Genomic DNA, 22,263 nt, shown 5'->3' with positions numbered 1-22,263 from the left:
TGATAGTTCTTAATATTCTCAACCTAGCTTCAGATCTAAATTTTTAAGAAATCACCATAAGAAAAAGTGTTTTTTGATGATGAATAGAGATAATGCTTTAATCTATTTACACAACCGTTTGTGTTAATTGAGGTTTTTCAATGGGTGAATATTTGTTTAAAAAACTATATTACAGGGCATATTATGCACATTTAACTTACGAATACGATTGATTTTTTTATATTTTTACCCGAAACATTAAAACCAATTTTAAAATGAAATTAAAACAAAGCCTTCCAATTTTATTACCGGCCCTTATTGCCTTTGGTTGTAAGGATAACAACAAACAGGAGGAAAAAGATGAAGTAGCTGAAGATTCTATAGCCCAACAAGACACTATTAGATATCATTCAGAACCATTAATTACCGATCATTATACGGCAGATCCTTCAGCCCACGTTTTTGAAGATAAAATATATGGAAGCTTTGAATAAGTAATGGTTTTTCTTTTATTTCTCTTTTCCGAGAATTTTTTTGGACTATTTTGCCTAAATCCTTGACTTTTGGCCAATTTTTTTCATCATTTTCGTTATTTTATTCCCTTTTTGTTCCAACACTGCGCACGTTCCCACGTTTTAGGCTTTCGAGAGCAGATAACTGGCCCGAAAAATATTGTACAGGATGCAGTTGAAGTCAAACCTTAATTCGTTCCTTGCCATTGTTTTAGCAACCGTTCTTTTGTAGTTCAACTTTTCCTTCAAATAGGCGAAAGGGTGTTCAACCTTGCATCTTATCTTTGATTTCTTCTTGTTGTTTTTCTTTTGCGTCGCGGAGAGTTTCCGCTTTCGTGTCCCTTTGTCCAGCATCCCGTAATAAACACCCTCTTTCCTGGCCTTTCGCTTGTCGGCAATAGTGCCATAGGCGCTATCGCCAAAAATCATCTGCTCATCGCCGCTAAGGAGTTCATCTTTTAGCTGGGAATCATGAGGACGTGCCGAAGTGAATGTCCTTTTCCTTATCAGCTCACTGCCCACATCGGTTCCAATATGACCTTTATAACCAAAATATTTCTTCCCCCGCTTTGCCGTGGATTGGGCATCGGTATCTATTTGCGCACTCGGGTGTTTTTCCAGTTCTTCCCGCCGCTCCTTGCTCAACGGCTTGGTGGTGGACTGAAGGATGGTGGCATCTACACTCGTTCCTTTTTTCAGCAACAAACCTTTTGATTCAAGACTGGCCAAGATCAAAGCAAACAACCCATCCATCAAGCCTTCCCGTACCAAGGCTTCTTTGAACCGCCATATGGTCGTGAAATCTGGCACCGTGGTAGTGTAGTTGATCCCTGCAAATTTTTGAAAACTCAAGCGGTCGTTGACCTGATCCTCCAGTTCCGGGTCGCTCAGGTTATACAGGTGCTGAAGAAAAAGCATTTTGACCTTAATGGAAAGATCGCGGTGCGGCGCTCCACCGATAACTTTATTGGTGTTGTCCACTGCCTGCACCAGATTGAAGACTTTGTCCCATTCCACCAAATTATTGATCTTGTTTAACTTGGAGGATACCCTGCTGGGCTTTCTACTGCGTCCCAATTCTATATCGGAAAAACTTAACTGGCTCATAGGAGATGGTTTTTGTAAAGCATGAAATTAGTGAAAACCAACCATGCACACAAATTTTTTATGCTATGTTTGTAAGGGGTTATGCAAAGGATTCTATATATTTATCCTTCGCATGATTGGGATTCAGGAGAACCTGAAATGGACGACGGAAATCATTTTAACATGAAGGATTACCATGTGTATTCTATGGAAGATCCTAACGGCGAGGTAACCGATCATGGAGAAGCTTTAAGCGTTGAAGACGTAGCCTGGGCAAAACGCCAAATGTGGGCACCTGATGCTGCCGAAAAAGATGGAAAATATTACTTATTCTTCCCTGCTAAAGATAAAGATGATATTTTTAGGATTGGAGTAGCCACATCAGACAAGCCTGAAGGTCCTTTCTCACCAGAAGAAAAAGCAATTGAAGGCAGTTATAGTATAGATCCTGCGGTTTATAAAGATACTAACGGTGAATATTATATGTATTTCGGAGGAATTTGGGGAGGCCAGTTACAACGTTGGCAAACCGGCGAATTTGTTGAAGAGGACGAATATCCGGCTGATGATAAGCCGGCACTTAGCCCAAAAATCGCTAAAATGAGCGATGATTTATTGAGTTTTGCTGAAGAACCAAAAGATGTTGAAATATTAGATGAAAACGGAGAACCTATCACAACCGGCGATAACGACCGCAGATTCTTCGAAGCAGCCTGGGTTCATCAATATAATGATAAATATTATTTCTCTTATTCTACCGGAGACACCCATAACATTGCTTATGCCATTGGCGACAGCCCATATGGTCCCTTCACTTACCAGGGAGTTATTTTAGAGCCGGTTGTAGGTTGGACAAACCACCACTCTATAGTTGAATATGAAGGAAAATGGTATTTATTCTACCACGATAGTTCACTTTCAGAAGGAAAAACATACTTAAGAAGTATGAAAATGATGGAAATTGAACATGATGAAGACGGAAAAATTAAAACAATGCAGTCTTATACTGAATTAGACTAAAGCAAGCCTACTAGTAAAGAAAAGGTGCTGGTAATTGAATTATCAGCACCTTTTTCTGTTTCAATATTTAATACCGAATATATTCTAATTGAAATATTCCAAACCAAAAAACCGATGTCTAACAACATCGGTTTTTACTATCTTCAATAAGATGAACAGCTTTTATTTCCTGTAAACCTCATCATTCCCTGAGTAACGAAACCAATTAAATATTGCTTCATTGTCACTCTCTTTTCCATTGGAAGTAGTATAAAGACCTAAATTTACTCCTACAAATCCGCCGGCTACCTGTGTGCTAAGAAATTTACCATCCTGTGTTTCTCCCAGACGTTGCCAGTTTTCCCCGGTTTTGTAGAAGAAAGTATATTCATCTTCTTCAAATTTCAATTTAAACTCAACTTCAGAAACTGAATTTTCTAAAGAAACGGTTTCAATCAATTCATCAGACTTGTAAAACTGTACTACAGGTTTTTCATTCACTTTTGAAAGTGCTGCAAAGTAATAATGAGATTCATTTTGAAAAGCGAGCAACCCGGCCTTCTCATTTTCAGCTTCGGCATCAAATTTAACCGAAATAGAAGCTTCCCCAATTATATGTTGCTGGCGATGAGCAAGAAAACTTGGATTTGCTTTACCTTCTACGGTTTCAGAACGTGTTTTAAGGCTAACACCTTCAGCGTCATCTTTTAAATCGTACCAGGAAGTTTTTGGGTTTCTAAGCATCATCCAGTTTAGTGGTAACTCATCTTTATCAAATTTCTCTTCGAAAGAAAAGTTACCATTCATCGGAAATAATTCCTTATTTATTTCAACACCATCAGGCAACGGATAGGAATATTGAATCTCTTCCCCGCCTAAATCAAAAATTGGCCAGTCATTTTCCCATTTTACCGGAGTTAAAAAAGTTTCTCTTCCCGTATTATAAAGATCGCCTTCGTAAGGCCTCACGGCAAGAAAAACCCCATACCAATCTCCATTAGGATGCTGAACAATATCAGCGTGCCCTGCCGAAGTAATAGGGTTATCACGATCGGGATCAAGATGTCGCTGGGTTAAGATTGGATTCTCTTTAAAAGGAATAAATTCATCCTCAATATTTGTGTTTCGGTAAATCATTTCAGAGTGGTTTACCGCGGTACCACCTTCCGCCGTCATTAAATAATAATAACCGTTTAATTTGTAAATCCTGGGACCTTCAGCCCAAACAGGTTTTGTGGAAATATCAACTCCACCATCTACCAAAATTCGATTATCTCCTATAGTTTTAAGGTTTTCTTTATCAAATTCAATCATTCTAATTGTTCGATGTCCTTCATATTTAGCTTCGTTATTTGGAGGTTCGCTGTTATAAACCAGGTAAGACTTTCCGTTGTCGTCAAAGAATAAGCCGGGATCAATTCCACTAACCTCAGGAAGCCAAACCGGATCGGACCACGGGCCGGCAGGATCTTTTGCAGTCATCACAAAATTTCCTTTCCCGTCAACAATAGTACAGGTTAAATAGTAAGTACCATTATCATAACTAATATCGGGTGCAAAGACTGCCCGGGAAGTCCCAAAGCCGTGTAGATCTACCTGCCCTGGTCTATGAATCGCATTTCCCACCTGTTCCCAATTAACTAAATCGGTACTATGAAAAACAGGGATACCGGGATAAAAGGCAAAGGTAGAATGTACCATATAAAAGTTTCCCTCTCCGTCATCGGTAATAGCGGGGTCTGGATACCATCCGGCTAAAATAGGATTTAAAAAATTTTCCTGTGCGGCACTGGCAAATACAATAAATAAAAACAATGAATTAAATAATAATTTTCTCATAATAAACGCAATCGGTTGTTATCTCAAATATATACTAATTTTCAGATAATGAAAGTAACTAGAAAACAAATAAATTGAAGTTCTTTCAAAAGTTAATTTTTTTTGCGCAACATTAATCAAATGTTTCGTAATATTGTTGTGCCGAAATATCTTAGCGATTATATAATGATGAAAAAAAAGGAAGTTACTATATACGATTTAGCCAAGGAGCTAAACTACTCTCCTTCCACTATTTCAAGAGCTTTAAACAACCATACAAGTATTGGAAAGAAAACCATTAAAAAGATTCAAAAAACTGCAGAAGAATTTAATTATCGCCCTAATGCCTTAGCTGCTAGTTTAAGAAATAACACTTCCAGAACCATCGGAATAACGATTCCAAAGATAAATCATCCATTTCAAGCTTCTTTGATTACTGGAATTGAAAAAACCGCCAGAAAAGCAGGCTATAATGTAATCATAACCCAATCTGATGATAAATACAAAAATGAAGTTGATAACGTAAAAGCTTTATACGACGCTAGAGTTGGAGGCTTAATTGTTTCTTTAGGAATGGAAACTAGAGACACCAGCCATTTTGATCAATATGTAAAACAAAATATACCTATAGTATTTGTAGACCGGGTGCCTGAAAATTTCAATTCTTACCGTGTTATCATCGATAATCACGCTGCTGGATACCGGGCTACGAAACATTTAATAGAACAAGGATGTAAAAGAATTGCACATTTCGCTGGAGCTCAACACGTGAATGTTTATAACTTAAGAAAGAAAGGATACGTGGATGCACTTATAGACTCTGGACTTCAAGTTGACGAAGAACTCATAATGGATATGAAAACCCTTAGTTTTGAAGAAGGAAGGAAGGCAACCGAAAAGTTATTAAAACTTGATAATCCTCCAGACGGTATTTTTTCTGCTATCGATACTGCAGCAGTAAGTGCAATTTTATATGCTAAAGAAAAAGGAGTTAAAATTCCTGAGGAACTCGCTATTATTGGATTTAACGATGATCCTATCTCAAGAATCGTAGAACCTACGCTGTCTACCGTTTCGCATCCCGCACAAAAAATGGGAGAAATATCTACAAAAAGAATTTTAGAACACTCCACGCGCAAACTGGATGCTGCTGTTTCAGAAATTACAATGTTAGATACCGAAATTATTATAAGAAATTCCAGTAAAAGAAAGTAAACCAGGTTTAATTAAAATCCGAATAATTCCGGAAGCCAAAGACTCAGAAACGGAAAAATTATTACTAAAATCAAAGAAACCAGCATTCCCACAAAAAGTGGCAACAAAGGTTTTACCACTTTTTGAATAGTAGTATTAGCAACTCCTACCCCTATAAATAAAACCGAACCTACGGGTGGTGTACAAAGCCCTATACATAAATTCAGGATCATTATTACTCCAAAATGCACAGGATCTATACCCATCGCTACTGCAACGGGAAGAAATATTGGGGTGAAAATTAATACCGCAGGAGTCATATCCATAAAAATTCCTACAAATAGTAAAATTAGATTTATTAAAATAATCACCACATAGGGATTATCACTAAAACCCAATAAAGCTGAAGTTACTTCCTGCGGAATATTCTCATAAGACATTACCCAGGACATTGCAATAGACATCGCTATAAGCAACATGACTAAAGAAATTGTTCCTACAGATTCTACCAGAACAGTTTTAAGCTTAGAGAAATTCAATTCTTTATAAAGAAAAGCCAGTATCAGGCAGTAGACAACTGCTACAGACGAAGCTTCAGTAGCAGTAAATATCCCGCCAACAATTCCTCCAATAATTATTATTAATAAAAGCAGACTTGGAAGGGCATCAAAAAAAGATTTCACAATATGTTTAAAAGAACTTCTTTTTCCTGTGGGAAAACCTTTTTTCTTAGCCCAAACTAAAGCTATAACCATTAAGATTAAACCCGTAAGGATTCCCGGAATATAGCCGGCTAAAAATAATGCCCCTATACTCACCCCACCACTTGCAAGCGAATAAATAATAAAAATATTACTAGGCGGAATTAAAAGTCCGGTAGTTGCAGAAGTAACATTTACCGCAACACCATATTCCTTGGTATAGCCTTCTTTTTCCATCCTTTCAGACATAAAACTACCAATTGCCGCTGCAGCAGCTCCTGCTGAACCCGCTATAGCGCCAAACATCATGGCAGCTACTATATTTACGTGCGCCAAACCGCCCGGTAAAGCCCCTACCAGCGATTTTGCAAATTCAATTAATCTTTTGGCAATTCCGCCTCTGTTCATTATATGGCCGGCAAGTATAAAAAAAGGAATGGCGAGTAAAGAGAAACTATCTAAACCGGTAGCTACTCTTTGAGAAATAGTAGTAAAAGCCGGAATAGTATCTACACTAAACAATAGTGTAAGCACCGAGGCTATTCCTATGCTCCAGGCAATTGGTACCCGAATAGCCACTAAAACTATAAAGCTAAAAATTAGAATAAATATTTCCATTTATCGATTTGCTTTTAAGTCCTGCAAGGTTTGTCGCATTTGTTCCCATTTAAAATAAATAATCATTAATCCCGAAATAGGCAAAACCAGATATACAAACCCCATGGGTAATCCTAATGCCGCAGAAGTTTGTTCCAGTTTGAATGAAACATACACATACCTACCTCCTCCAATTACAAAAATTGTAGCGGTAAAAAGCATAATTATTACTTGCACTAGTAGATCCAGCTTCAATTTTGTTTTTACACTAAATGATTTTGGAAGTAAATCTATCGTAATATGGGTATTTCTACCTGAAATATAAACAGCTCCAAAAAGACTTACCCAAATAAGCATAAAGCGCGCTAATTCATCTGTCCAGGAACTTTGATCTGCCAATAAATAGCGACTGCAAACACCCCACAATACGCTAAATAACATGACCGTAACCAGGCCTACTACCAACCATTCCAAAAACCAGTTAAGTTTTCTACTCATTTCCCAAATTTTTAATTTCTTGAATGGTGTTATATAATTCTGGTTCTGTTTTTTCTAAATCTTTAATTATATGACTACTTTTTTCTTTAAACAATTCTTTATCAGGGTAAGTTATCGTAACCCCTTCTTGCTTAATTGCTTCCAATGCTTCTGTTTCAGCAATTTCCCATAATTCCCTTTGTTTTACTGAAGCTTCCTGTGCAGCTTCCTGAATCCATTTTTTTTCTTCCGAAGAAAGCTTGTTATAAATCTGGGTGCTTATTACCAAAATATCGGGGATAGCCGAATGCTCATCCATTGAAAAATTTTTACAAATTTCGTAATGTCTCGAAGTGTAAAAACTGGGTAAATTATTTTCTGCTCCTTCCACAACACCTTGCTGCAAAGAAGTATAAAGTTCTCCCCAGGAAACCGGGGTAGGTGAACCTCCCAGGGTTTTTATAAGATTAATTGCCGTAGGACTTTGCATAACCCTAATTTTTAAGCCTTTTAAGTCATCCGGAGTTTCAATGGGAGTATCTTTTGTATAAAAAGAACGACTTCCAGCATCAAAGTAAGTCAAGCCTCTTAGCCAGTATTTCTCTCCGTCTGAAAGTAATTCCCTGCCTAAATCACTATCGTACAATTTATATCGATGTTCCCTGTCTCTAAAAATATATGGATATCCAAAAACGCGAAGTTTAGGAGAGAAATTTTCCATCACGGCCGAAGATACTTTGGTCATTGCCAAACCGCCCAATTGTAATAATTCTAAACTTTGTCTTTCAGAACCTAATTGCCCACCGGGATAAACCTCAATTATTAGTTCTCCCTTAGATTTTTCTTCAACACGCTGGGCAAAAAAAGCTAAAGCCTTGTGAACCGGATGGTCCAGACTTAAACCATGTGATAGTTTTAAAGACTTAGCCTCTTTTTCCTGACTACAGGAAATAAAAAGAAATAAGACAATAAAAAGTTTGAAAACGGATCTCATGCAGATCTTGTTTCAGAAATTATTTTTAGCACTTTGGCTACATTATTTTCTATAGATTTATAATCAGAATTTTCAAGCATATTTTTCGGAATAAGTGCTGAGCCCATTCCAACGCAAGTTACACCTGCATCAAACCATGCTTTTATATTTTGTTCTTCAAGTGTAACCCCGCCACTAGGCATAATTGAAGTCCAGGGTTGTGGTCCTTTTACGGCTTTCACAAAACCTGGTCCTAAAACAGCGGCAGGAAATAGTTTTACTATTTCGCAACCTAATTCTTCAGCCTGGCTTATTTCAGTTAAACTACCACAACCAGGTAGGTATAGCACTTTTCTTCGATTACAAATTCTTGCAACATCTTCCCTAATTACCGGGCTCACTACGAATTCTGCGCCTAAATTCATATAAAGACTTGCCGTACCGGCATCAACCACAGAGCCCACGCCAAGAATCATTTCTGGGCATTGTTTTCTTGAAAATTTCACCAGGCTTGTAAAAACCTCGTGAGCAAGTTCTCCACGATGGGTAAATTCAAAAAACCTTGCCCCACCTTTATAAGCTGCGAGAAGAACTTTTTCAACCAGGGCATAATCTTTATTATAAAACAAAGGCACTAAGCCCGATTCTTTCATTTTTATCGCAATTTCCGGTCTGGATAATGTTTTCATATGTTTAAAATTTATGCCCCAAAGGGTGAATTTATCACAGGTTTATAATGATTGCCCTTCCGATCCCGAAAGCTTTCGGAACGGGACAAGTTGTGTGTTGCCTTATTTCAGTCCAGCATTATGCTGGTTTTATAATTTTATCTTTTAATTCTTCCTGAACCATCACCCTCTATCAATTCAAAAACCTCTTCCTTGCTTACTCGATTAAAATCTCCAACAATAGAATGTTTTAAACAAGAAGCAGCAGTCGCAAAATCAAGGGCTTTTTGATCTTTAAAATGCTGAAGTCCGTAGATTAGCGCCCCCATAAAGCTGTCTCCCGTGCCTACACGGTCCACTATTGGGTAAATATTATATTCTGTAGATGATAATAAAGTTGATTCAGTAAAAAGATCTGCAGACCATTTATGATGAGAAGCGTTTATTTCTTCCCTATTGGTGATCGCAATTCTTTGCAAAGCCGGAAATTTTTGGATTAGCGCTTTAGAAAGTTCTGAATTATTCTGAATATTTTTTATATCGAAAAACTGGCTACAGGCATAGGATCCCGCCAACAAAACATCGGTTTTATCTACCAACTGACTCATAATTTCTTTTGGATTGGCTCCTTCATATTGCCAAAGATTTCCGCGGTAATTAAGATCGCCTGAAACTTTTATCCCTTTGCTTTTAGCGGTCTCAACCGCATGTAAACAAACTTGTGCTGCTTTTTCTGAAATCGCCGGGGTTATGCCTGACCAATGAAACCAGTTGCAATCCTTAAAAATCTCTTCCCAGTCAAACCACTCAGGGTCTATTTTTGAAAAAGCTGAATTCTGCCGGTCATAAATTATTTTCCCCGGTCGGTTAATAGCGCCGGGTTCCAAAAAATACAAACCTAAACGCTCACCCTGAAATTTTATATGGTTTAAACCAACGTTACTATTCCGCAGGTCGTTTAGCGCCGATTTCCCTAAATCGTTTTCGGGTAAAACACTTAAAAATTCAGTTTCTAAGCCAAAGTTTGCTGCGGTAATAAGCACATTTGCTTCACTCCCGCCGTAAGCCACTTTAAAATTATTTACCTGTGAAAACCTAAGCGCATCTTCACAAGACAGTCTCATTAACAATTCTCCAAGACTTACCAGCTTTTTCATAAACTACTTTTTGTTCAATTCCGGAAATTGAAAATACGATTCTGCATTGTAATAACAGATATCCTGAATTATTTTCCCAATCCATTCTATATCTTCAGGAAGCTCTTTAGCTTCTATATCTTTTCCGAATAAATTACATAAAACGCGTCTAAAATATTCGTGCCTGGGCACCGAAAGGAAACTCCTACTATCGGTTAACATACCTACAAAACAGCTTATTAAACCCATATTCGATAAAGAATTTAATTGCTTCTCCATCCCATCTTTTTGATCTAAAAACCACCAGGCAGATCCGTGTTGGATTTTTCCTTTTGGAGAATCTCCCATAAAATTTCCGGCCATAGTAGCCATTACTTCATTATCTGCCGGGTTCACATTATAAAGAATGGTTTTTGGTAACTTATCTTTTTTATTCAGCGTATCTAAAAACTTCGCTAAAGGCTTTGCCTGGTTGAGATCCCCAATACTATCCACGCCAGCATCTTTCCCAATCTGATTGAGTAATTTTGAATTAGTATCGCGCACAGGCCCCAGGTGCAATTGCATCGTCCAGTTTCTTTTTCCATAAAATTCTCCCATTTTGAGCATTAAAGCCGACTGATATTTTTCGGCTTCTTCAGTAGTAATGTTTTCTCCAGCGAGTTTCTTTTTAAGCAACGTATCTATTTCATTTTCTGAAAAATCTTCAGCACACATTCTTTCCAAACCATGATCTGAAAGCCTACACCCGTGTTCATGAAAATAATCAATTCTTCTTTCTACTGCTGTTGCAAGAGAACTAAAATCTTTAATCTTCACATTGGTTTGTTCTCCAATTTTGTGCAAATAGGCTGAAAAACCATCGCTTTCAATATTAAGCAAAGCATCTGGTCTAAAGGTGGGAAGCACTTTTACTTCAAATCCGTCTTCAGCAATTTTTTTATGATGTTTTAGATCATCGGCAGGATCATCGGTGGTACAAACCACTTTTACATTCATTTTCTTTAGTAAATTCCTGGTAGAATAGGCCTGGGTAGCCAGCAAAGAATTACACTGATTATAAATTTTTTTCGCGTTTTTTTCGTTTAATAAATCGGTTATACCAAAATAGCGTTGCAGTTCTAAATGCGTCCAGTGGTAAAGCGGATTTCTTAATGTGTAAGGAATTGTTGCCGCCCATTTTTCGAATTTTTCTTCATCGTTACTGTTGCCCGTAATGTATTTTTCCTCAATTCCCAACGCCCGCATTGCCCGCCATTTATAATGGTCTCCGGCAATCCAGATTTCGGTTAAATTTTTAAACTGCCTGTCTTCGGCTATATCCTCAACCGGCAAATGGCAGTGATAATCTATTATGGGCATATCTTTAGCGTAACGCTCGTAGAGTTCTTTTGAAAACCTATTTTCAAGAAGAAAATCTTCTTCAATAAAATTCATCATTTTTTTGTCAGTCTTTTCGGTTGTTATCTAAGTGTAAATACAGCTTCTTTAAACTGGGCTGCACCTAATTCCAGGCTTCGATTGGAAGGGCTGGAACTTCCTATATAAATTTTAAATTCTCCTTTTTCTAATACACTTTCCCCTTCGTTATTTATAAGTTCCATCATCTCTGGGGTGATTTCAAAGGTGATTTCTTCGGAACTCCCAGCTTCTAAATTCACTTTTTTAATACCATAAAGTTGATATTTAGGCGCATCTACTGAAGTTTCCAAATCTGAAACATACAATTGCACCACCTCTTCTGCTTTACGACTCCCAATATTGGAAACTTCTATACTGGCCTCCAAATTTTGCCCTTTTCGTATTCGTCCTTTTGATAATTTTACATCAGAAAATTGAAATTCTGAATAGCTTAACCCATAACCAAAGGGATACATTGGCGCTTCATCCATGTACTTATAAGTCCTGCCTTTCATCGTGTAATCTTCATAAGGAGGTAGATCGTCTAAAGACTTTGGAAACGTAATTGGCAACCTCCCCGATGGGGAAACATCGCCAAAAATAATATCTGCAACTGCGTTACCACCTTCCTGGCCGGGATACCAAACCATAAGAACAGCATCTGCAAGTTCGTGCACTTCTTTAAGGTTCATAGGGCTTCCCCCGGTTATCACGGCAATTACCGGATTATCCCCAGCGGCTTCATTCAGTTTTCTTAAATAATCCAACTGATTTTCGGGAAGATTATAATCCAATCTATCTCCAAAGGTTTCCGAAGCTATAGATTCACCTTCTTCGCCTTCTAAAACGCCAGAAATTCCAAGTACAACAATGGTTGCATCGCTATTTCCAGCATTAGGTGAAGCCCAATCCTGCGGATTGGCATTAGGGCGATCTAACAAAGTTCCCTGCCGATACTGCAACTGACTTTGAGGTTCTATAGCCCCTGCAATACCTTCAATAATAGTTACCAAATTAGGATTTACACCGTGGTAATTCCCTAATAAAATTTCGATACTCGTAGCATTAGGCCCGGTGATAAAATATTTAGCCAGGTCATTTTTTAAAGGAAGTACGTTATCATTTTTAAGCAGAACGATAGACTTCTGCGCGGTTTCCCTCGCCAGTGCTCTGTGCTCGCTGGTATTAATATTTTTTGCTGAAAGTTTTGAATAAGGATTATTTGTAGGTGAATCAAAAAGGCCAAGTTTAAACTTGGTTTTCATAAGTACGGCAAGCTGCTCATCAATTTCTTCTTCGGTAACCAAACCTTGTTCAACAGCTTTAACCAATGATGGGTAAACGCTGCCACAGTTAAGATTAACACCACTTTTTATTCCCAGTGCTGCGGCTTCTTCAGGAGTTTCTACAACACCGTGACCTCCATAAAAATCTTCCAAAGCCCAGCAATCACTAACTATATGACCTTTAAATCCCCATTTTTCCCGCAACACATCGGTGAGTAAATATTTATTGGCACAACAAGGCTCGCCATTTGTCGCGTTGTATGCGCACATAATAGTTTCCACCTCAGCATCTACAAGGGCTTCAAAAGCCGGTAAATAGGTTTCCCAGAGATCTTTTTGAGAAGCTACTGCATTAAATTCATGCCTAAGTTTTTCAGGACCGCTATGCACAGCATAATGCTTTGCCGCAGCAGCAGTTTTAAGGTATTTATCATCATCTCCCTGCAGGCCTTTTACAAAAGCCACTCCTAATAAAGCGGTAAGAAACGGGTCTTCCCCATAAGTCTCCTGCCCTCTTCCCCAACGTGGATCGCGAAAAATATTAATATTTGGCGTCCAGAATGTAAGTCCGCTATATTGTCTTCTGTACCCATTTTCAACGGCTGTATTATGATTTCCCCTGGCTTCATCAGAAATCGCTGAAGAAACTTCAAAAATTAAATCTTCATCAAAAGTAGCACCCATCCCAATGGCCTGTGGAAAAACCGTTGCTACCCCAGAGCGGCCTATTCCGTGCAAAGCCTCGTTCCACCAGTTATATTCAGGGATACTTAATCTTTCTATTGCCGGGCTATCGTGCATCATTTGCATCGCCTTTTCTTCTAAAGTCAATCGATTGATTAAATCAGTTACTCTTTCATCTATACTTAATGACTCGTCCCTAAAACCATAATTTTTCTCTTTCTCCTGGGCATTAATTGAATTCCAGTTTCCTAAACCCAAAAGCAACAAAACGATCAACAATACTTTATAATTCATAATTTTACAGGTTTAAAGTGCACAAGTCATTAATTAAGAGCCTTTTTCTTAAAAATGTCTTAACAAATTAAACATAAATTTATTATAAACACAACCGATTGCATTCAAAATTTTGCCAGCAAGCTTTTTTTGTCTAATTTTCAACTCACAATCGTTTGATAAAATTATAATGAAATTAAAGAAATTTATTTCCCTGGCACTATTAAGCCTTTTTGTTTTCAATATTCAGGCACAGGAAGGATATGAGCTCTGGTTAGATTATAAAAAAATACAGGATACTACTGTTAAAAAAAAATATGCTTCTTTTTTAAATAATATAGAATTAATTGGAAATTCTTCCACAATTCAGGCCATTAAAGACGAATTGCAACTGGCTCGAACTGGATTTGAGTTTGAAAATTCAGATCCCAGCGGTAATTCAAAATTAATTATAGGAATTCAGAGCAATTTACCATCCTCTCTTAAAAGCCAGATTGACACCGAAAACCTGGGGAATGAAGGCTATACCATTACTTCCCTTAATAATAAGGAGACAATAGTAATAAGCGGAAATTCAGATGTAGCCCTTCTCTATGGTACCTTTGGCTTGCTTCGTGAAATGCAGCAAAAAAATGATATTTCCAATTTAAATATTGAAGAAAAACCAAAAATCCAGAAACGTGTGTTAAACCATTGGGATAATTTAGACCGCACCGTAGAACGTGGTTATGCCGGTTTTTCAATTTGGGACTGGCATCTTTTACCCGAACTTATAAAACCCGAATATAAAGATTACGCCCGTGCAAATGCAGCGATAGGAATTAACGGAACGGTCCTGACCAATGTAAATTCCAACGCGCTAATACTCACGCCGCATTATATTGAAAAAGTAAAAGCCCTGGCTGAAGTTTTTCGTCCTTACGGAATTCAGGTTTACCTAACGGCGAGATTTTCAGCCCCAATTGAATTAGGCGACCTTGATACTGCCGATCCTTTAGATGAAGATGTAAAAAAATGGTGGAAAAATATAGCTGATGAAATTTATTCTGAAATTCCCGATTTTGGTGGCTTTTTAGTTAAAGCAGATTCTGAAGGCCAACCCGGGCCTTTTCAATATGATAGAACACACGTAGATGGCGCCAATATGCTGGCCGAGGCGGTTGCGCCGTACGATGGAATTATTATGTGGCGCGCATTTGTTTATTCTGAAGAAGATCCAGACGATCGCGCAAAACAGGCTTACGACCAGTTTATTCCTTATGATGGCAAATTTGCCGATAACGTATTGGTACAGGTTAAAAACGGAGCTATAGACTTTCAGCCTCGAGAGCCATTCCACCCTATGTTTGGCGCAATGCCCGATACTCCGCTAATGATGGAGTTTCAAATAACCCAGGAATATTTGGGCTTTAGTTCGCACCTTGTTTTTCTTCCTAAATTATATGAAGAAGTGTTGGATGAAGACACCTTTTCCGATGGCGAAAATTCTCCTGTCGCTAAAGTAATAGATGGAACTAATTCAAATAAAAAATTAACGGGAATTGCAGGCGTAGCCAATATTGGTACTGAAAAGAACTGGACAGGACACCCCTTTGGCCAGGCAAACTGGTATGGCTTTGGGAGATTAGCCTGGGATCCTTATATGGATTCTAAAGATATCGCGAAGGAATGGTTGAAAATAAATTTTTCTAACGAGGAAAATTTTGTAAAACCAATGACCGATTTATTAATAGAATCCCGCGAAGCTGTAGTGAATTATATGACGCCATTAGGTTTACATCATATTATGGCTACCAGCCATCATTATGGACCCGGGCCCTGGGTGGATGATCTTGGCCGCCCGGAATGGAATCCGGTTTATTACCATAAAGCCGATAAAAATGGGATAGGATTCGACAGAACTAGCTCTGGCAGTGATGCCTTGTCGCAATACGCCAAACCTATTGAAGAAAAATACAGTTCTCCTGAAACCACACCGGAGAAATACTTATTATGGTTCCATCACCTTGCCTGGGAATATGAAATGAAAAATGGCAAAACGCTATGGGATAATATAGCATTACACTACCAAACAGGCGTGGAACAGGTTGAGGAAATGCAGGCTACCTGGGAGGAAATGGAGCCATACGTAAACGAGCGGGAGTTTGAAAAAACTTCAATGTTGCTTGAAATTCAGCTGAAAGAAGCAAAGTGGTGGAGAGACGCCTGCTTAAGCTATTTCCAACAATTTTCAAACATGGAATTACCTGAAGGAGTACCAGAGCCCGAACATAATCTAGAATATTATAAATCAATAGAACGTCCATTTGCACCAGGCATAAATCCTTCCTGGTAACACAAAAACTAACAAAAATGACCAAACAACTAACAGCAATCGTAACTGGAGCAAACGCCGGACTCGGTTTTGCAACAGCCAAAAAATTCTGTGAAAAAGGAATTAAAACTTACGTAAACGGAAGAAATAAAGAAAAGACCGAAGAGGCTTGTAAAGAATTAGGCGAAAACGCCATACCCTTTATTCTGGATCTTAATGATCTAGATCAAATTCCCGCAGCGATAGAAAAGATTGGGCAGGAAGCCGAAAGCATTGACATCCTGGTAAATAATGCAGGGATTAATATGAAAAAAGAATTCCTGGAAGTAACCAATGAAGAATTTCAGAATATTTTACACACCAATGTTTTGGGACTTTTCGCTATTAGTCGGGAAGTGGCAAAAATAATGAAGAAACAAAATTCGGGCAGCATCATCAATATTAGCTCGATGGCTGCCCAATACGGTATTCCTAAAGTTATTGCTTATTCGGCCAGTAAAACTGCCGTAGATGGGATGACACGTGCCATGGCCGTAGATTTAGCCCAATTCGGAATTCGTGTAAACGCGGTGGCACCCGGTTTTATTGAAACCAATATGTCACGAAAAGCTTTGAATAACGATCCTGAACGCAAAAACAAGGTTTTATCCAGAACACCCATGGGGAAATTAGGGCAACCTTCAGATATCGCCGATGCTGTTTACTATTTTGCTACTAATGAATCATCATTTGTTACAGGAACAATTTTACCGGTAGACGGTGGAAATTCAATCGGATTTTAGGATGATTTCAATGCAACAAACAATGCGATGGTACGGCCCAAACGACGTGCTATCGCTAAAAGATTTAAAACAAGCAGGGATAACCGGAATAGTTACCGCTTTGCACGAAATTCCGGTAGGGGAAATTTGGACCGAAGAAGCCATTTTGGAACGAAAAAACCTGATTGAAAGTTTCGGGCTGAAATGGAGCGTAATTGAAAGCCTTCCCGTGCACGAAGACATCAAAAAAAGATCGGGAAACTATAAGCTATACATAGAAAATTATAAAATAAGCCTGCAAAATATTGGCAAATGCGGTATTCGCGTTGTCGCTTATAATTTTATGCCAATTCTGGATTGGGTTCGCACAGATCATTATCATGAAAATGAAGAAGGTGCTTCAGTTTTAAAATTCGATCCTTTAAAATTTGCCTATTTCGACTTGTTTCTACTGAAAAGAAAAAATGCAGAAAAAGATTATACCGAAGAGCAGATTACTGCTGCCAAAGAAGTAGGTAACAATCTTTCTTCCGAAGAAAAAGATGAACTTTTTAAAAGTATTCTTTTAGGATTACCGGGCAGTACAGAAAATTTTACCGCCGAAATTATTAAAGATCTCCTGGAGTCATATTCGCATATTAACGATAAAAAATTACGCAAAAACCTCGTTAATTTTTTATCTGAAGTTACCCCAACAGCTGAAGAAAGCAAGGTAAACCTCGCTATTCATCCAGACGATCCACCTTTTTCAGTATTAGGGCTGCCTCGTGTAGTGAGCAATCACAAAGACCTGCAATTTATCTTTGAAAGTGTAAAAAGCAAAGCCAACGGACTCTGTTATTGCACCGGGTCTTTAGGTGCCAATCCTGCGCACGATCTTCTTGAGATTTATGATGAATTTGAAGAAAGAATTCATTTTTTACACCTTAGAAATGTAAAAAAGAAAGTAACCGGTGTCTTTATGGAATCTAACCATCTGGAAGGCGATGTTCCAATGATAGAGGTTGTAAAATGCATCTCAAAAACAATGCAAAAAAGAAATCAAAGCATCCCAATGCGCCCAGACCACGGCTACCTGCATACTTTAGAAGCCAACAAAAACTATTATGCAGGCTATTCTTTTATAGGCAGATTAAAAGGTCTTGCTGAACTGCGCGGACTCGAATTAGGGTTACAGGAATCATTTAAATAATTACTATGAAGCTTCCATATTTCTACAAAAATGAATTTTCGGAGAACATATCCATCCTGAGAGGTTTTTTATACCTCGTAGGTTTTAATATGAGACATACCTGCAAGTTTTTATAAACCTTGCAGGATTTACAAAAACGTTTATACACATTAGAAACTATGAATTCACTAAAAATATTTCAAAAATCGGTTTTTATTCTTGCGTTTGCTGCAGCGTTTACCGCCTGCAAATCCAATACCGATTCTGAAGAAAAAGAAGTTAAGGCTCAAACAGAAGATTCTTCAGATATGGGACTGAAAGATTATTATGAAGATTATTTCCCAATGGGTGTGGCGGTTGCGCCAAATTCTGTCAAAGGAAAATCGGCTGAATTGATCAAAAAGGAATACAACAGTATCACGCCAGAAAATGTGATGAAAATGGGACCTATTCATCCCGAAAAAGATAAATTCTATTGGGAAGATGCCGATCTACTCGCCGAATTTGCTAAAGAAAACAATTTAAAAATGAGAGGACACGCCCTGGTTTGGCATCAACAAACCGGCGGTTGGATCTTTGAAAATGAAAGTGGCGGCAACGTAAATAAAAAAGAACTGTTAAAGCGAATGAAAAATCATATAGATTCGGTTGTGCCGCGCTATTCAGATATTATTTATGCCTGGGATGTTGTAAACGAAGCCGTGGCAGATGATTCTACGAAAGTTTACCGCGAATCGGAATGGCTTAAAATTGCCGGAAAAGATTTCCTGGTAAAAGCCTTTGAATATGCTCGTGAAGCAGATTCAAATGTAAAATTATTTTACAACGATTATAACGCAATCATTCCCGAGAAAAGAGACCGCATTATTGAATTATTAAAATATCTCCAGGAAAATAATGCCCCAATTGATGGTGTGGGAATCCAGGCTCACTGGTCTATTTACGGCCCTTCAGAAGCAGAATTAAGAGAAGCCCTGGATTTGTATTCAGAATTAGGCCTGGAAATTCAAATTACCGAACTTGATGTTTCACTTTATCCCTGGGAAAAAGAGCGCCGCGAACTTAAAGAAGGCGAATCAGATGAGTTTACTCCTGAACTGGAACAAAAACAAATTGAAGCCTACGATATGTTTTTTAGGGTTTTTAGGGATTACAAAGACGTAATTACCGGGGTGACTTTCTGGAACATTTCAGACCGATATTCCTGGCTAGACACCTACCCTGTCGCAGGAAGAAAGAATTATCCGCTTTTATTCGATGAAAATTTTGAACGTAAAAAAGCATACGAAAAAGTGGTTGAATTTGAAACTCAACCAGAAACCAAAACTCCTTAAAAATGCCAAAACCATCAATTACCAATTTCCAAAAATTTTGTTCTCTTTTTCTTTGTTTAGGTTTTTTCCAAATTGCTTTTGCACAGAAAGATTATGTAAGTTTTGAGAAGGTTGAAAATGCTTTTTCATTAAATTCTGTCACCCTATTTGTAGATTCAGAAGATCACGAAGGAGTTCATTTAGTTGCAAAAGATCTACAAAAAGATTTTAAAAAAGTTACCGGCAGTGAGCCTAAAATTTCTTCAGAAGAAATCAATGGGGAGTACCCGGTAATTATTGGAACTATTGGAAAAAGTAAATTGATTGATAAGTTGATTTCCAGCGCTAAATTGGACGTTTCAAAAATAGAAGGAAAATGGGAAAACTTCTTAATTGAAGTGGTTAAAAATCCATCGCCGGGAGTAGAAAAAGCTTTGGTAATTACAGGCAGCGATAAACGCGGAACCATTTTCGGAATGTATGATTTATCAGAAAAAATGGGTGTTTCGCCCTGGCACTGGTGGGCCGATGTCCCGGTAAAAAAATCGGAGGAGCTTTATGTAAAGCCGGGAAGTTATTCCGCAGGAACTCCGAAAGTAAAATACCGCGGAATTTTTATAAACGATGAAGAACCAGGATTAGGAAATTGGGCAAGGGAAAAATTTGGTGGCATAAACAGTAAAATGTATGAACAAGTTTTTAAACTTATACTTCGACTAAAAGGAAATTATTTGTGGCCTGCAATGTGGGGAAAAGCTTTTAATGAGGACGATCCTAAAAATCCGGTTTTGGCCGATAAATACGGTATTGTAATGGGAACTTCTCATCACGAACCTATGGTTAGGGCGCAAAAAGAATGGGGAACGCATAGGGAAGATTATGGAAATGGCGAATGGGATTACCAAACCAACGAAAAAGGTCTAAAACAGTTTTGGAAAGACGGTTTTGAAAGAAACCAGGATTATGAAAACCTGGTAACAATTGGAATGCGTGGCGATGGTGACGAACCAATGACCGAAGGTACCGCTATAGAATTGCTGGAAAATATTGTAAAAGATCAGCGGGATATTATCGCAAATGTAACCGGAAAACCGGCAGAAGAAACCCCGCAGGTTTGGGCACTTTATAAAGAAGTTCAGGATTACTACGACCAGGGAATGCGTGTTCCCGATGATGTAACTTTGCTTCTGGCCGATGACAATTGGGGAAACATCAGAAAATTACCAGACCCCGAAGACGAGCCGCGTGAAGGTGGCTACGGCATTTACTATCACTTTGATTATGTTGGCGGTCCACGAAATTACAAATGGCTAAACACCACGCAAATTGAGCGCGTTTGGGAACAAATGAACCTGGCTTACCAATACGATGCTACAGAATTATGGGTGGTAAACGTAGGCGATCTAAAACCTATGGAATTCCCAATTAGTTTCTTTTTAGATTTTGCCTGGGATCCGGAAGCTATCGATGCTAATGAACTTCAAGATTATTCGAAAGATTGGGCTAAAAAACAATTCGGAGATGAATATACTTCGGAAATCGGTGAAATCTTAGATACATACACCAAGTATAATAGTCGCAGAAAACCCGAGATGTTGAGTCCGGAGACTTATAGTTTGATCAATTATAACGAAGCGGAAAACGTAGTAAAAGACTATAACGAGTTAGTCGAAAAAGCCGAAGAAATAAACAACAGACTTCCTGCGGAATATAAAGACGCCTATTTTCAATTGGTTTTGTTTCCGGTTAAAGCATCCGCCAATTTAAACGAATTGTATGTAGCCACCGCTAAAAACCGGTTGTATGCAGAACAAGGTCGCGCCATTGCAAATTCCTATGCTGAAAAAGTTGAAGAATTATATAAAAAGGATTCAGAATTAACCGAAGCATATCACAACATCTCCGATGGGAAATGGAACCATATGATGTCGCAAAACCATATTGGCTACACCTATTGGCAACAGCCGAAAGAACAGGTAATGCCGGAAGTTAAAACGATTGAAGTTCCTGAAAAACCTGAAATGGGTGTTGCGATTGAAGGTTCAAAAGAATCCTGGCCAGCTTCGAATGAAGATGCGAGACTTCCTGAATTTACTTCGGTAACAGATCAAAAATCTTATGTTGAAATTTTCAATAAAGGGAAAAAAGAATTTGATTTTAAAATCAAAAAGAAAGATAAATGGATTAAGGTTTCAGATGAATCGGGATTAATTTCAGATCAAAAAAGGCTTTCTGTAAGTATTGACTGGAACAAAGTTCCAAAAGGAAGATCTACAGGAAATCTAAGCATTCAACAAGGGGGAAATTCCGTTAAAATTGAAGTTCCAATTAATAATATCAATACTAAAAACGTAAAAGGTTTTGTAGAAAGCGATAAGTATATCGCTATGGAAGCTGCTAATTATAGTGAAAAAGGAAACGATGAGCAAGGATGGACTTTGGTGCCGAATTTAGGAAAAACAGCTGCTACAATGACTGCTTTTGCCGAAACTCCCACCCACAAGGAATTATCTAAAGACAATCCTTACCTGGAATATGATTTTCACAATTTCAGCACCGGGGAAATGAACATAGAATTTCTGCTTTCCCCTACCCTGGATTTTCAAAATCAGGGCGGTTTGAGATTTGCTTATTCCATTGACGATGGTAAACCAAAAATCATCAATATGCATAAAGATACCGATGATGATTGGGGTACTTCGGTAGGAAATAATATTACCAGGGTGATTTCAGAATTAAATCTGGAAGAAAAAGGAAACCATACGTTGAAGATTTGGGCTATAGATTCAGGAATGGCCATTCAGAAAATTATTATTAGAAAAGGAGAAATTGGAAATTCTTATTTAGGGCCACCAGGAAGTAAAACTGTAAAATAAAGAATTGAAGAAAAGTTTCGCCTTTAAAAACCTAATTCCAGCCC

At 38.1% G+C, this 22,263-nt stretch carries 17 protein-coding genes; 8 read left to right on the top strand and 9 right to left on the bottom strand.

Annotated elements, in window-relative coordinates:
- Positions 1-254 precede the first annotated feature (254 nt).
- Entirely contained in the window at positions 255-473 is a 219-nt protein-coding gene (locus B5488_RS14280) for a hypothetical protein (protein WP_079735883.1), read from the top strand.
- Positions 474-614: 141 nt separating this feature from the next.
- Here the strand turns inward: B5488_RS14280 and B5488_RS14275 are convergent, their stop codons facing one another.
- The gene (locus tag B5488_RS14275; protein ID WP_079733655.1) at positions 615-1,598 is read right to left on the bottom strand and encodes an IS5 family transposase; all 984 of its coding nucleotides are present in this window, start codon (positions 1,596-1,598) and stop codon (positions 615-617) included.
- A gap of 81 nt (positions 1,599-1,679) precedes the next feature.
- Between B5488_RS14275 and B5488_RS14270 the strand changes: the two genes are divergently transcribed.
- Positions 1,680-2,597, top strand: coding sequence for a glycoside hydrolase family 43 protein (locus B5488_RS14270; RefSeq protein ID WP_079735882.1), 918 nt, complete (start codon positions 1,680-1,682; stop codon positions 2,595-2,597).
- 162 nt (positions 2,598-2,759) lie between these two features.
- Here the strand turns inward: B5488_RS14270 and B5488_RS14265 are convergent, their stop codons facing one another.
- Positions 2,760-4,415 (bottom strand): glycoside hydrolase family 43 protein, encoded by a 1,656-nt coding sequence (locus B5488_RS14265; protein WP_079735881.1) that lies wholly within the window; start codon positions 4,413-4,415, stop codon positions 2,760-2,762.
- Between the two features lie 120 nt (positions 4,416-4,535).
- Between B5488_RS14265 and B5488_RS14260 the strand changes: the two genes are divergently transcribed.
- Positions 4,536-5,609: a LacI family DNA-binding transcriptional regulator gene (locus tag B5488_RS14260; RefSeq protein WP_231919744.1), complete on the top strand. Its 1,074-nt coding sequence runs from the start codon at positions 4,536-4,538 to the stop codon at positions 5,607-5,609.
- Between the two features lie 11 nt (positions 5,610-5,620).
- Here the strand turns inward: B5488_RS14260 and B5488_RS14255 are convergent, their stop codons facing one another.
- The 7 genes from B5488_RS14255 to B5488_RS14225 all read right to left on the bottom strand — a co-directional run bounded on the left by B5488_RS14255 (position 5,621) and on the right by B5488_RS14225 (position 13,805).
- The gene (locus tag B5488_RS14255; protein ID WP_079735880.1) at positions 5,621-6,907 is read right to left on the bottom strand and encodes a TRAP transporter large permease; all 1,287 of its coding nucleotides are present in this window, start codon (positions 6,905-6,907) and stop codon (positions 5,621-5,623) included.
- On the bottom strand, positions 6,908-7,384 hold the full coding sequence (locus tag B5488_RS14250; protein WP_079735879.1) for a TRAP transporter small permease: 477 nt from the start codon (positions 7,382-7,384) through the stop codon (positions 6,908-6,910).
- The gene (locus B5488_RS14245; RefSeq protein ID WP_079735878.1) at positions 7,377-8,357 is read right to left on the bottom strand and encodes a TRAP transporter substrate-binding protein; all 981 of its coding nucleotides are present in this window, start codon (positions 8,355-8,357) and stop codon (positions 7,377-7,379) included. Before B5488_RS14245 ends, B5488_RS14250 begins: the two co-directional genes overlap by 8 nt.
- Positions 8,354-9,025: a bifunctional 4-hydroxy-2-oxoglutarate aldolase/2-dehydro-3-deoxy-phosphogluconate aldolase gene (locus B5488_RS14240; RefSeq protein ID WP_079735877.1), complete on the bottom strand. Its 672-nt coding sequence runs from the start codon at positions 9,023-9,025 to the stop codon at positions 8,354-8,356. Before B5488_RS14240 ends, B5488_RS14245 begins: the two co-directional genes overlap by 4 nt.
- Before the next feature lie 137 nt (positions 9,026-9,162).
- Complete coding sequence (locus tag B5488_RS14235) at positions 9,163-10,161, bottom strand: sugar kinase (RefSeq protein ID WP_079735876.1); 999 nt, start codon at positions 10,159-10,161, stop codon at positions 9,163-9,165.
- Between the two features lie 3 nt (positions 10,162-10,164).
- A complete protein-coding gene (uxaC, locus tag B5488_RS14230) occupies positions 10,165-11,580 on the bottom strand; it encodes a glucuronate isomerase (protein ID WP_079735875.1) in 1,416 nt (471 codons plus the stop codon).
- 23 nt (positions 11,581-11,603) lie between these two features.
- Entirely contained in the window at positions 11,604-13,805 is a 2,202-nt protein-coding gene (locus tag B5488_RS14225; RefSeq protein ID WP_079735874.1) for a glycoside hydrolase family 3 C-terminal domain-containing protein, read from the bottom strand.
- 169 nt (positions 13,806-13,974) lie between these two features.
- Here B5488_RS14225 and B5488_RS14220 point away from each other — a divergent pair, with 169 nt between their 5' ends.
- The 5 genes from B5488_RS14220 (at position 13,975) to B5488_RS14200 (ending at position 22,219) form a co-directional block, all read left to right on the top strand.
- Complete coding sequence (locus tag B5488_RS14220; RefSeq protein WP_079735873.1) at positions 13,975-16,119, top strand: alpha-glucuronidase family glycosyl hydrolase; 2,145 nt, start codon at positions 13,975-13,977, stop codon at positions 16,117-16,119.
- Positions 16,120-16,136: 17 nt separating this feature from the next.
- Positions 16,137-16,880, top strand: a complete 744-nt coding sequence (locus tag B5488_RS14215; protein WP_079735872.1) for an SDR family NAD(P)-dependent oxidoreductase — start codon at positions 16,137-16,139, stop codon at positions 16,878-16,880.
- A gap of 10 nt (positions 16,881-16,890) precedes the next feature.
- Positions 16,891-18,051, top strand: coding sequence for a mannonate dehydratase (gene uxuA, locus B5488_RS14210; RefSeq protein ID WP_172840003.1), 1,161 nt, complete (start codon positions 16,891-16,893; stop codon positions 18,049-18,051).
- Between the two features lie 158 nt (positions 18,052-18,209).
- Entirely contained in the window at positions 18,210-19,364 is a 1,155-nt protein-coding gene (locus B5488_RS14205; RefSeq protein WP_079735870.1) for an endo-1,4-beta-xylanase, read from the top strand.
- A 2-nt stretch (positions 19,365-19,366) separates the two neighbouring features.
- The gene (locus tag B5488_RS14200) at positions 19,367-22,219 is read left to right on the top strand and encodes a glycosyl hydrolase 115 family protein (protein WP_079735869.1); all 2,853 of its coding nucleotides are present in this window, start codon (positions 19,367-19,369) and stop codon (positions 22,217-22,219) included.
- Positions 22,220-22,263: the final 44 nt, after the last annotated feature.

It is taken from the genome of Salegentibacter salegens (assembly GCF_900142975.1).
In the GTDB taxonomy this organism is placed as follows: Bacteria; Bacteroidota; Bacteroidia; order Flavobacteriales; family Flavobacteriaceae; genus Salegentibacter; species Salegentibacter salegens.
This window is presented reverse-complemented; position numbering and strand designations above follow the sequence as displayed.

Excerpts from the sequence above, each read along its gene's own strand:
- B5488_RS14235 (WP_079735876.1), bottom strand. The coding sequence starts at position 10,161 with ATGAAAAAGCTGGTAAGTCTTGGAGAATTGTTAATGAGACTGTCTTGT.
- B5488_RS14265 (WP_079735881.1), bottom strand. The coding sequence starts at position 4,415 with ATGAGAAAATTATTATTTAATTCATTGTTTTTATTTATTGTATTTGCC.
- B5488_RS14250 (WP_079735879.1), bottom strand. The coding sequence starts at position 7,384 with ATGAGTAGAAAACTTAACTGGTTTTTGGAATGGTTGGTAGTAGGCCTG.
- B5488_RS14200 (WP_079735869.1), top strand. The coding sequence starts at position 19,367 with ATGCCAAAACCATCAATTACCAATTTCCAAAAATTTTGTTCTCTTTTT.
- B5488_RS14215 (WP_079735872.1), top strand. The coding sequence starts at position 16,137 with ATGACCAAACAACTAACAGCAATCGTAACTGGAGCAAACGCCGGACTC.
- B5488_RS14225 (WP_079735874.1), bottom strand. The coding sequence starts at position 13,805 with ATGAATTATAAAGTATTGTTGATCGTTTTGTTGCTTTTGGGTTTAGGA.
- B5488_RS14280 (WP_079735883.1), top strand. The coding sequence starts at position 255 with ATGAAATTAAAACAAAGCCTTCCAATTTTATTACCGGCCCTTATTGCC.
- B5488_RS14275 (WP_079733655.1), bottom strand. The coding sequence starts at position 1,598 with ATGAGCCAGTTAAGTTTTTCCGATATAGAATTGGGACGCAGTAGAAAG.
- B5488_RS14205 (WP_079735870.1), top strand. The coding sequence starts at position 18,210 with ATGAATTCACTAAAAATATTTCAAAAATCGGTTTTTATTCTTGCGTTT.
- B5488_RS14270 (WP_079735882.1), top strand. The coding sequence starts at position 1,680 with ATGCAAAGGATTCTATATATTTATCCTTCGCATGATTGGGATTCAGGA.
- B5488_RS14240 (WP_079735877.1), bottom strand. The coding sequence starts at position 9,025 with ATGAAAACATTATCCAGACCGGAAATTGCGATAAAAATGAAAGAATCG.
- B5488_RS14255 (WP_079735880.1), bottom strand. The coding sequence starts at position 6,907 with ATGGAAATATTTATTCTAATTTTTAGCTTTATAGTTTTAGTGGCTATT.
- uxuA (WP_172840003.1), top strand. The coding sequence starts at position 16,891 with ATGCAACAAACAATGCGATGGTACGGCCCAAACGACGTGCTATCGCTA.
- uxaC (WP_079735875.1), bottom strand. The coding sequence starts at position 11,580 with ATGATGAATTTTATTGAAGAAGATTTTCTTCTTGAAAATAGGTTTTCA.
- B5488_RS14260 (WP_231919744.1), top strand. The coding sequence starts at position 4,536 with ATGTTTCGTAATATTGTTGTGCCGAAATATCTTAGCGATTATATAATG.
- B5488_RS14220 (WP_079735873.1), top strand. The coding sequence starts at position 13,975 with ATGAAATTAAAGAAATTTATTTCCCTGGCACTATTAAGCCTTTTTGTT.
- B5488_RS14245 (WP_079735878.1), bottom strand. The coding sequence starts at position 8,357 with ATGAGATCCGTTTTCAAACTTTTTATTGTCTTATTTCTTTTTATTTCC.